The sequence below is a fragment of the Paraglaciecola sp. genome, from assembly GCF_051252315.1.
Taxonomy (GTDB): domain Bacteria; phylum Pseudomonadota; class Gammaproteobacteria; order Enterobacterales; family Alteromonadaceae; genus Paraglaciecola.
Map to the genome: position 1 here is coordinate 1 of NZ_JBPOFP010000126.1, position 12014 is coordinate 12014.

Here is a 12014-nt window from a genome sequence, read left to right on the forward strand (position 1 = left end):
CCTTAGTACTATTACTTTGTCTGCCGACTTTCGTATTTTCGTTTGAATTGAAAGAGGTAGTGGGTGAATTAGAACAACCAACTGATTTATTGTTTTTGCCAGACGAACGATTACTGGTGGCTGAAAAAACGGGTCGTTTGGTTTTGGTTGACTCAATAAACAGTGGATTATCAGCCGTCCATACTTTTGAAGTGGTCACTGACAGTGAATTAGGTTTATTAGGTATAACCTTACATCCTGACTTTGAAAACAATCATTATATATTTGTCAATTATAACCCAGAAGAAGGAGATCGCAGGACTAGGATCTCTCGTTTTACAATGCATGTAAAACAGACTGAGGCTTCGTTAAGTAACGAAAAAGTGATTCTAGAAGTAGAACAACCTTATAAAAATCATAACGCTGGTCAGATAGCATTCGGACCAGATGGTTATCTTTATATCGGTATGGGCGACGGTGGTAGTGGTGGCGATCCAAAAGGTCATGGACAAAACCTTGATACCTTATTGGGCACTATGTTGCGTATCGATGTAAACACTTCTGATGATGTGCCGTATTTAGTACCGAACACGAATCCTTTTGTAAATAATGCTCAAGCCAAAGATGAAATATGGGCTTACGGGATCAGAAACCCTTGGCGCTTCACATTTCATAATGATTACTTAGTTCTGGCGGACGTAGGACAAAACACCCTTGAAGAAGTGAATCTAATTGAAAAAGGAAAAAATTACGGCTGGAAAATTATGGAAGGCGATATCTGTTTCAAAAATAAGAAGCAAAACTGTGACAAATCTCAGCTGGAATTACCTAAAATCACTTATGGAAGAGAAGATGGTATGTCTATTACAGGCGGTAAAGTCTACACCCAAGGTAGTATTAAAAAACTAGTTAATCGTTACGTATATGCTGATTTTATATTGGGTAATATATGGTCTGTTGAGTTCCCTTCATTTACTAATAACAGACTTGAAATTGATACCGATATTAATGTATCTGCTTTTGCCTTAGATAAAAAAGGCGAACTATTCTTGGCTGATTATGCTAACGGAAAAATCCACAAAGTAGTGGAGTAGGTTGGTGTTATTGCAGATAAGGTTAAATTATATTTAAACTGAATGAGTTTAAATACTATCAATTTGTTAGGGGAATTATATTCATTATAATTCCCCTAATTTTTATCAAGTACACATAAATTTTAATGCATAGTGTATGTTAACCTAGCTAAATGAATGTCCACCCGTACTTTCAAAATAGATAGGTTTGTATGCGCTGTGTAGCTTTAGTCACAATATTTTGCACCTTCTTGGTTTGTGGTTGCGTCTCCGAAAAACGTGTTGCATCGCAGCAACTTAATTATAAAATCCAATCAAAAAATGTATCCGTTGAACAAATTGCAGGCAACGAAACCGTTGCTAAATATATGCATGCTTTTGATGGAAGAGGTATTCAAACGGATGATTCATTACCAACACCTGCTAAAGATGCATTAAAAAGTTTTCATTATCCTGAAGATTTAGCGTTAGATTTAGTTGTAGCCGAACCTCAAATTCATCAACCCGTGTTTATTAATTTTGACCATCGTGGGCGAATGTGGGTGGTGCAATATAATCAATATCCATACCCTGAAGGGGTAAAAGTGGTGGATATTGATAACCATAATCGCGCTGTATTTGACAAAACACCCAAGCCACCTGGAAAGGGCCTAAAAGGCGCAGATAAAATTACATTTTTTGAAGACACAGACAATGACGGTGTATTTGACAAATCCACTGATGCTATCTCAGGGTTAAACATAGCAACCAGTGTCACTTTAGGCCGTGGAAAAATATGGGTGTTAACACCTCCGTATTTAGTGGCATATCCAGATTCTAATAGAGACGGAATTCCAGAAGGCGAGGCTGAAGTGCACCTAGATGGTTTTGGATTACAAGATACTCATGCAGTAGCGAATAGCTTAAGATGGGGGCCAGATGGTTGGTTGTATGGCGCTCAAGGTAGCACAGCTATTTCCACCGTTAATTCAGCCGTTTCTAAAAATGTACATTTTAAAGGACAGGCATTTTGGCGTTACCACCCTGAACTTAAAACCTTTGAAATATACGCAGAAGGTGGTGGCAATACTTTCTACGTGGAAATTGATAACAAAGGCCGTTTCTACTCGGGAACCAATGAAGTGATCCGCGGTTACTATTATAAACAAGGCGGGTATTACAAAAAAAATTGGGGTAAACACGGTGCCTTAACCAATCCATACGCCTTAGGGTATTTGAGCGGTATTCCACTACAAGGTGATCGTATTCGTTTTACCCATGCATGGGTGAAATATGAAGGTGGAAACTTACCTAAACAATACAAGGATAAATTGTTTGGTTTAAATCCATTGCTTAATTTTGTGCAGATGAGTCGCCTAGAAAAACAAGACTCAACATTTAAGGCCATAGACGAGTCAAAGGTTCTCAAAAGTGATGACCACTGGTTTCGGCCAGTAGATATTAAAGCCGGCCCAGATGGCGCTGTATATATAGCTGATTGGTACGATAGCCGACTGTCTCACGTTGACCCTAGAGATACATGGAATAAAACCACTGGCCGAATATATCGTTTGCGAGGTAAACAACCTAAAACCGCAAAGTCTTTTGATTTGAGTCAATATAACAGTTCTGAATTGACGGCTGCTTTAACCAGTCACAATAAATGGTTTAGACAACAAGCTTTACGCCAATTTGGTGACCGAAAAGACAAACAAGCCATAAAAGAATTAAAGACTTTGTTCCGCTCATCTGATCCTCAACATGCTTTAGAAGCTTTATGGGCGATTAATTTGTCAGGTGGGTTAACGGAGCAAGTCATTATAGAAGCCTTAGCCCACAATGACCCCTACGTTAGGTTATGGGCAGTGCGTTTGGTAGGGGATAGTAAAAAAGCATCAAAGGTAGTTGCTGACAAACTAATACAATTATCTGCAGAAGAAAATCACGGCGAAGTAATAGGTCAGCTGGCATCGAGCGCAAAACGTTTGCCTGCCGATGTGGCTATACCCATTATTAGTCAATTGTTGCTAAACTCAGCGAGTCAAAATGACGTTGAAAACCAAATGCTAATTTGGTGGGCAATAGAATCTAAAGCCATAGATAACCGAAAAGCATTAATCAAACTTTTAGCAGATCCACAAACTTGGCATTTGCCCATTGTAGAAAATGTAATTTTGCCCCGACTAATTAAACGTTATGCCTTAGCGGGTGGTAGCCAAAACTTTAAAACAAGTCATGAAATTATAAATTTGTCGCCTTCAGACAAACATTCGAAAATATTACTGGCCGCGATTCAGCAAAGTATTAGAACCGTCGATTTAGCTTTGTTACCTAAAGGACTGGTTGATAAAGTTCAGCAGTTAGAGAACAAATTTGGCGAAGGCAAGTTATCTCTGCGCATTAAACAAAATGATCCTGTCGCCATTAAACAAGCTTTGAATGTCATTAGTAATAACGCTAGCCAAACGTTAGAGCGATTGTCTTACATAAAGTTAATGGGCCAAACTCAAGAATCCCAAGCTGTTTCTGTCTTAACAAAATTACTAATTAACCCTACGGAACCTGCAGGAGTGAGGTTTGAATCCCTAAAGGCATTAGGACAATTTAATAGCTCTGAATTAGGTCACAAATTAGTGTCTTATTATCCAGACAAGTTACGTGCAGATGAGCAGTTAAAACATTTAGCTTTATCTTTGTATGCTAGCAGAGTGGAGTGGGCAATGAAGTTTTTGCCTATGATAAACCAAACAAGGCAAGTTAAAAAAGCTGACGTGCCAGAGCACATTGTTCGTCGGTTTAAGTTATTAAATGACGAATTAGTTACCCGCCAAGTTAACGCCATTTGGCCAGAAGTAAAAGTGACAAATAGTTCAGAAAAATCAGATGAAATAGCCAAGATTAAGAGTGCTTTAGGTAAAGGTAAGGGAAGTATTTCAGCAGGAAAAACAGTGTTTAGCCAGTTTTGCGGTGCCTGCCACCAACTGTTTGGTCAAGGTGGCACTTTAGGGCCAGATTTAACAGGGTATGACCGTAACAATGTAAATAGTTTTGTGTTGAACATAGTCGACCCAAATGCAGAAATTCGAGAAGGTTATGTTTTGTATCGGGCAAAACAAAAAAGTGGTCAGGTAGTGGTAGGTATTTTACAAGATAGAAATGCTAATTATGTAGTTTTGAAGCCTCATGGTCTGGATGCAGTTACTTTCCAAGTTGATGATTTAGAATCTCTTGAGATACAAACTAGCTCTATCATGCCAGAACGCATCATTGAGCACATGAGTGAGCAGCAAATTCGAGATATGTTTGCATACATTAGGCAATAGTCAGACTAGCGGGTTAAGGAGAAGAAGTAGATGAAAAGACGTCAATTTATTCAAGCAAGTACTGCTTTAGCAATGAGCAGTGTTTTTCCTACTTATTCAGTATTTGGTGCGCAGCAAGCAAGCAATAATATTGACTTAGATCTGAATGTTTTTTCTAAACATCTACAGTTTTTGAATTATGCTGATATGGCGGATGCCGCTGCCAATATAGGTTTTACTGGCGTTGATTTAACCGTTCGCCCAAAAGGTCATGTGTTACCAGAGCGGGTTATCGACGATTTACCAAAAGCTGTTGAAGGACTTAAGTCTGCTGATTTAACGCCAAATATGATGACCACCGCGATTACTCATGCAGACCAGAAACATACTTTAGATATTTTGCAACAAGCTGGGATGCACGGGTTTGAAGTTTATCGAATGGGCTATTATCGTTTTCCGCAAAACCCAAACGTCCCACAATTACTCAAAGGCCTTAATAAAAACCTTAATCAGTTAGCTGCAGTTAATCAACAAGCCAAGATTAAAGGCGCTTACCAAAATCATGCTGGAGCCAATTTTGTTGGTGCGCAGGTATGGGACATTTGGCATATGCTTGATGGTATAGATAGCGACCACATGGGCTGCCAATATGATATTCGTCATGCGTCTGTGGAAGGGGCGCAATCTTGGCCTGTAACCTTTAACATGTTACGTAAAACCATTAATAGTTTGGTGTTAAAAGACTATAAATGGCAGAAACAAAATGGTAAATGGACACTGCAAAATGTTCCGATCGGACAAGGCATGGTAGATTTTAAACATTATTTTGCGGTGCTTAAAAAACTCAATATTATAGTGCCAGTGTCCGTGCATTTTGAATATGATTTAGGAGGAGCTGAACATGGTGCGACTAAAATATCTGGCAGCAGTGCCCAAGTATTTTCAGCTATGAAACGCGACCTAAAAAAAATAAAACAGTTATGGCAGGACGCTTGAGTGTTGCTTAATAACTTTATTATTTGCTCCTAGAAATATCCGAATTAATTCTTAGCATTTCAAAATCTTTAATGTATTGGTGGATTTTACTGTGTTCATTTGAGTTCCAAACTTGATTACACAGTAAAAGGTGTTACTCACTACATTCATTATTCTCCTATTAAAGCTTTTTAATAACCCTATGTGTTATTAGAAAAATACCTTTAAAAACAACGCCTTCATCTTAACTTCACATCATGTTCATCTAATTCTCACGACTATTTCAGGTTGTTTCACTACAGCAATGTTCACATTAATTATCTATTACCCCTGCGGAAATTTTTAGGTGTCCGCTTTAGAAAACGACATAAAAAGATTTAACGAATTAAACTTTATTTGGAACAACAGCATGAATAAGACAAACAATAACAATCTAATTTTTAGGAAGTCGATGTTGGCGGTGACTGTCGCTTCGATATTATCGACAAATAATGTCATCGCTCAAGAAGCTGACGAAAATGGTGATACAGAAATAATTCAAGTAACCGGCATACGTAGCAGTATTCAAGCGTCTACGGCATTAAAGAAAGATGCTACTGGCGTGGTAGATGCCATATCAGCGGAGGATATTGGTAAGTTTCCAGATACTAATTTAGCTGAATCTCTACAGCGTATCACTGGTGTTTCGATTAATCGTGAAAATGGTGAAGGTAAAAATATCACCGTTCGTGGTTTTGGTGATGGTTTTAACTTGGTCACATTAAATAGTCGCCAAATGCCTACTGCAAGTGTTTTTGCTGGGGGCGGTAATGGCTCGTCAGGTCCTAGTGCTACAAGCAATGCTTCACGCTCATTTGATTTTAGTAACTTATCTTCAGATAGTGTTAAGTCGGTAGAAGTTTATAAGACCAGTAGAGCAAATCTAGCGAGTGGCGGGATCGGTGCGACTGTAAATATTAATACCCTGAAGCCCCTTGATAACGAAGGCTTAGTAGCATCTATTGGTGCAAAAGCTATACACGATACCACTAATGTAGAAAACTCCGATTATACCCCTGAGCTATCTGGTTTAATTAGCTATACAAATGAAGATGCTGTTTTCGGTGTGGCATTATCATTCAGTCATTCTGAGCGCGATTCCGGCTCTGAACAGGTGACAATTAATAACTGGAATATGGGGGTTGTTGGGGTCAATGATTTGTACCAGTTACCTGCAGATACGTCTGGCATCAGAATTGAAAATGCCCCTGCGAATGGCCAGTTGTACACAAGGCCCGATGATATTCGTTATTCTGACGTTGAAACTAAACGAGTTCGTGATAACGCTCAGTTAACCGTTCAATTCGCGCCTACTGCAGGATTTGTAGCGACCTTAGACTATACGTACGCCAATAATGATATTGAGCAGCGCAGAACTGAAGCAACATCTTGGATGAGTACTAGTGGGATTACAGAGCTTGTATTTGATTCAGACCCTGTTGTTGTAGCCCCTATCTTTGTGAATACGCCTAATAGTACAACGTCTTCATTGGGGCAGGACCAACAATATAATGCACAAGAAAATACCTTAACTTCAGTGGGTCTTAACCTTGAATGGCAGGCTACTGATAACTTAAAAGTCGTATTTGATGCTCACTCTTCAGAAGCCGAAAGTATGCCGAATGGTTATAAGGGAGCTGGCCAAACAGCGATTCAAATTGCAGCTAATACCGGAACAGGTCAGTCTTATACCTATGATGGTGATGTGCCTTTGCAGACACTTGAGAGACCTAATGGCCTCACTCCTGAAATGCATTCCTCACAAATTGGTCATATTCGATATGCCGACCAGGTGACAAGTGTTGACCAGGCTAAAGTAGATTTAAGCTATGAGTTTGACGAGGGGCGTTTTGATTTTGGTATTGAGACTCGTTCAGTAGATATGCGAAACAGAAATTCTGTTAAACAGATGACTCTGGGTGGTTGGGGAGCGAGTAATCCAGGTGATATCCCGTCTAATTTGTTAGAAATTTACAACCCTAGCACAATGGAAGGTATTCCAGCAGGCGCCCCTCAGCTTGCGATGAAGGGTCATGCGGAGGATATTCTAGAGTCTCTTATTGCTAATCCATTATATGCGACCGCGAATAGCGGTAGTCCTTGGACGACAGACATAGAGAGTAATTGGAATTCTGACAATCAGATAGTCGAAGATACAGATGCTGCCTATTTTCAAGTACATCTAAATGGTGAGCTAGGGGGTATGGAAACCAACTTCACCGCGGGGTTACGTTACGAAGATACGAGTCTATCATCAACAGCCTATTTAAGGCGTTTCCAAGGCTGGTTGTGGTTTGGTAATAACGATGATCGTGGCCTATTTGGTAATTCAGTTGAAGATGTAACAACCGATTTTAGTTATAGCAATGTACTACCTGCTTTTGATTTTGATATTGCAATTCGGGACGATTTAATTGCTCGCTTTTCTTATAGCAAGAGTATTTCAAGAGCGGCTTATGGACAGTTACAAAGTGATGTAAGCCAATTTAATTTTGCTGGTGGCTCTTCTTTTAATGGACTAACTAAAACGGCACAGCGTAATAACCCTGAGTTGTTACCAATTGAGTCTGATAATATTGATTTGTCTTTGGAATGGTACTTTGAAGATACCAGTTACGTGTCTTTAGGTTTATATGAGAAACGAATTAAAAACTTTATCGGTCAAGCTAGTTCTACTGAAAATGTTTGGGGAATTCGTGATCAAACTATTGGTCCAAGGGTTCAGGCTGCAGTAGCTCAATTGCAGGCATTGGGTATAAACACGAACGACTCGAATATTTATACTGCCTTGGTACTGCAAGCCTACCCAGACGCGCCTGAGTTAAATGGCTTGACTTGGGACAACTTTATTCAGCAAGGAGAGCCTGGATATAATCAGCAGATTACCAATGCTGAGACCGTATCCTTCAGGACGGGGGACTTTGTGGCAAATTCAGAGGACCCACTCATGATGTTATCTGTAAGTAAACCCGTCAATACAAGTGAGCGTCAAGTTTACGGTGCTGAACTTGCCGCACAACATTTCTTCGGCGAGTCTGGTTTTGGTTTGCAAGCTAACTACACAATTGTGCGTGGTGACGTGCATTATGATAACTCTGCTCTTCCTGGTGCTAATCAGTTTCCATTGCTGGGCTTAAGTGATACCGCTAACTTAGTGGCTATGTACGAAAAAAATGGTTTCTCAGCAAGAGTTTCATGGAACTGGCGGGATGAGCACATCATCACTGCAAGCCGTGGTTCTGCGAACAATCCAATTTATACTGAAGCTTATTCACAAATAGATATGAACGTGTCATATGATGTTAGTAAAAACCTTTCGATCTTTGTGGAGGCGATTAATATTACTGAAGAAGATCGTCGTGACCATGGGCGTACTGAGCGCATGGTTGAGTTTTATGAAGATCTTGGCGCCCGCTATCAAATTGGTGCGCGTTATACCTTTTAATATTTAGTGGCTAAAACTGATAAGGGCCGCGGTTAGTGGCCCTTGCTGTTTGGTCTAGAAAATTTGCCTATAAACTTGTTAAAGTGAAAAAGTGCTGAATAAGTGAGTGAAAGCGTTTTATGGAAAACATAATGGATAAAAAGACAAAAGTTGTCATCGCTGGAGGGGGAACTTCTGGTTGGTTAACAGCATCTGCATTAGCCATGCAGATGGGAGATGTTTATGACATTACTCTAGTGGAATCAAGCGCAGTTGGTTCGGTGGGGGTAGGCGAAGCCACAATTCCGCCAATGAAATCTTTTCATAAATTTCTAAACATTAATGAACGTGAATTCATGCAAGCAACTCAAGCAACCTTCAAGCTAGGAATCGAATTTGAAAACTGGAAACAAGTAGGAGAGAAGTACTTTCATTCTTTTGGTGAAACCGGCAAAAATACAATGATCACCGAGTTTTTGCATTTTTGGATGAGAGGAAAAGAATTGGGGGTAGCTAAAGAATTTGGCGACTATTGCCTTGAATTTAAAGCTGCATTGGCTAATAAAATCGGCGATTTACAACAAGTAACTCTTAATCATGCTTACCATTTGGATGCAAGCCTATACGCCAAGTATCTAAAGAATATTGCCTGTAAAAACGGTGTCAAACATTATGACGGCTTGATTAGCAGAGTTCATCAGAATTACTCAAATGGATACATTAGTTCTCTAGAATTAGCCTCAGGTCAAATTATTGAAGGGGATTTTTTCGTAGACTGTACTGGTTTCAAAGCCCTTCTAATTGAAAAAACATTACATTCTGGGTTTGAAGACTGGAGTCACTGGTTACCATGCGACCGAGCCATTGCTGTGCAAACCGCGTTATCTGAAGACATCCCGCCCTATACCCGGTCAATCGCCCATCAAGCTGGCTGGCAATGGAAAATTCCGTTACAACACCGAGCAGGAAATGGATTAGTCTACTCTAGTCGTTACATGTCAGATGAACAGGCTAAAACAAGTTTACTTGCAAACATTAGTGGTGACCCTTTAACCGACCTTAAAGTCATTAAGTTTAATACGGGGAGGCGCAGAAATACTTGGGTTAAAAACTGTCTAGCGATTGGTTTGTCAGCTGGGTTTTTAGAGCCATTAGAATCCACCAGTATTCACCTGATAATGACGGCAATCACTCGCTTGCTACAACTCGGCAACATGGGAGATATCCCTCAATGTGTCATAGACGAATATAACCAACAAGCAAGTACAGAAATGGAACAAATCAGAGACTTCATTATACTGCATTACAAACAAACGGAGAGACAGGATAGTCCGTTTTGGCGATATTGCAAAAACATGGAGATTCCCGACAAATTAGCGCATAGAATGTCACTGTTCAAATCCATAGGAAAGTCTTATCAAACAGAGGGAGAGCTTTTTAGATTAGACTCATGGACTCAGGTAATGTTAGGCCAAGGATTAGAACCCGAGAAATATCACCCAATAGCCAAAACTTTTAATAATGGACAGCTCACGCAGTTTTTAGCGACCCTCGAATTAGACGTGTCTAATCAGGTATCTATTATGCCTAATCATCAATCTTTCATAAAATCGTACTGTAAACATTAAAACGCCAGTGGCAAGTGTTTGGTAATCTACTTTCTTAAATTGCACTACGTTTTGAATGAACGAGAAGATCTTGATTATTGGCGTGATAATAAAGAGTTGGATAGCGTACCTGACAGGCTACAAGAATTATTAGAAATTTGGCGTTATCAACCTCCTTCAAGATATGACTTTATTCAAAATGAAGAAGTTTTTCCTTCCGCCAGTTATCAGTACGTTTTGTATGGTATGAAATTTTCTACCAAATGCCCTTCATATGAAACACCAATGCGTAACAGTGAAGTTGCCAACAAAATGTATACAGCTAATCAAGGTAAAATGTCTCAAATTATCTCTGTATTGCCCACCAATCGTCATTTAATTAATCAATTAAAACAGCGTTTCTGCTAATACTTATTGTTGTATTAATTGCATGGGCGCTTACTTGTTTATCTTTAGATATCTTTCCTGTCTCAATACCTTTAAAAAACTTTGTTAAGGCTAATTTATTGTGAATTTTCTTAATCACTTTAGATTTAAGTTATTGAAATATAAGACTTCATATTTTTTCATGTTGTACTCATTAACACTTCAGTTGAATTTCATGCAGTTTCACTCCCATTTTGTTTCAACAAATTATTAGATGGTGCAAAAGAAGTAGGTGGAGCATTTTATTAGTCCATTTGTGTGGGGTAGTGGCAAAGTTGTAGTTGGCTTTGTTACTACTTTTGTGTGGAGTAGTGACAAGGTTGTGGTTGGCTTTGTTTCTACTTTTGTGTGGAGTGGTGACAGGGTTGTGGTTGGCCCTGGCACTACTTTTGTAGGGTAGTAGCAAGACTATGTTTGTCTTGGCTTAGTGTGGAGCGAAGATAAAGCTGTCATAACTATTGTTACTGCCTGTGTGAAGTGGAGGCCTAGCGTAGCTGGCTAGGTCTCTATTTTCTTGATGCTTAGACTCCTGATTTAATTTAATAAATTATTGTCCGACATAAATTCTTATTTTCACGAAATTTATTTTAGTATTTGCCTTTCTAGATATTTAGGTAGTAGTGGAAACACTTTTCCTGCCCATTGGGTCAATACCTTTTGTTTACTTAACTTGTTTTGTAAATTTCATGTTAAATTAAAATGAAAACGTTTACAGCTATATAGGTTAATGGGATACTAAATATTAGTATTTGTACGCAGAATTGATTGTTTTCAGGATGATAACGATTACACACAATGTGTAATGTTAGGAGGATATGTAAATTGTTAAGCTCATTATCAAATAGATTTTTGTTTATGTTCAAGCAAAACAAAAATACGACTGTATCATTGCAGCAGTCTATCTTCTCTCTGCATCACTCCAAAGTTAACCCAATTGAAAGCACTATTTCACGGCATGATGGTGTGCAGAATGTGCCCCCTCGTTTAATGAAATTATTAATGTTACTGGTGAATAATTACCATAAAACGGTTTCTAGAGAAGAAATCTTGGCTGAGCTATGGCCCAACACAATTGTAACGGATGAATCTATTAACAGGGCTGTTGCTGATTTACGAAAGATATTGGGAGATTCTCCCAACACTTCAAATATAATTAAAACCATCACGAAGCAGGGTTATAAATTAACGCTGGAACCTAGCTATTCAAAAC

General features: G+C 39.1%; 8 protein-coding genes. All 8 read left to right on the forward strand.

All coding sequences use genetic code 11. The features are described 5' to 3' along the window. On the forward strand, positions 1-1073 hold a 1073-nt coding region (locus tag ACSHXM_RS18350), incomplete at its 5' end, for a PQQ-dependent sugar dehydrogenase (RefSeq protein WP_435691200.1). A gap of 191 nt (positions 1074-1264) precedes the next feature. Beyond that, positions 1265-4354 carry a DUF7133 domain-containing protein gene (locus ACSHXM_RS18355; RefSeq protein ID WP_435691202.1) on the forward strand — a complete coding sequence of 1030 codons (3090 nt, stop codon included), beginning with the start codon at positions 1265-1267 and terminating at the stop codon, positions 4352-4354. Positions 4355-4384: 30 nt separating this feature from the next. Then, a complete protein-coding gene (locus tag ACSHXM_RS18360; RefSeq protein ID WP_435691204.1) occupies positions 4385-5329 on the forward strand; it encodes a sugar phosphate isomerase/epimerase family protein in 945 nt (314 codons plus the stop codon). A 388-nt stretch (positions 5330-5717) separates the two neighbouring features. Then, positions 5718-8792 carry a TonB-dependent receptor gene (locus ACSHXM_RS18365; protein WP_435691206.1) on the forward strand — a complete coding sequence of 1025 codons (3075 nt, stop codon included), beginning with the start codon at positions 5718-5720 and terminating at the stop codon, positions 8790-8792. A 131-nt stretch (positions 8793-8923) separates the two neighbouring features. Then, positions 8924-10399 carry a tryptophan halogenase family protein gene (locus ACSHXM_RS18370; protein ID WP_435691208.1) on the forward strand — a complete coding sequence of 492 codons (1476 nt, stop codon included), beginning with the start codon at positions 8924-8926 and terminating at the stop codon, positions 10397-10399. Between the two features lie 18 nt (positions 10400-10417). Then, positions 10418-10786 (forward strand): tryptophan 7-halogenase, encoded by a 369-nt coding sequence (locus tag ACSHXM_RS18375; RefSeq protein WP_435691210.1) that lies wholly within the window; start codon positions 10418-10420, stop codon positions 10784-10786. 250 nt (positions 10787-11036) lie between these two features. Continuing rightward, complete coding sequence (locus ACSHXM_RS18380; protein ID WP_435691212.1) at positions 11037-11204, forward strand: hypothetical protein; 168 nt, start codon at positions 11037-11039, stop codon at positions 11202-11204. Between the two features lie 422 nt (positions 11205-11626). Then, positions 11627-12014 (forward strand): winged helix-turn-helix domain-containing protein (locus ACSHXM_RS18385; RefSeq protein WP_435691214.1); only part of this gene is annotated, 388 nt, incomplete at its 3' end.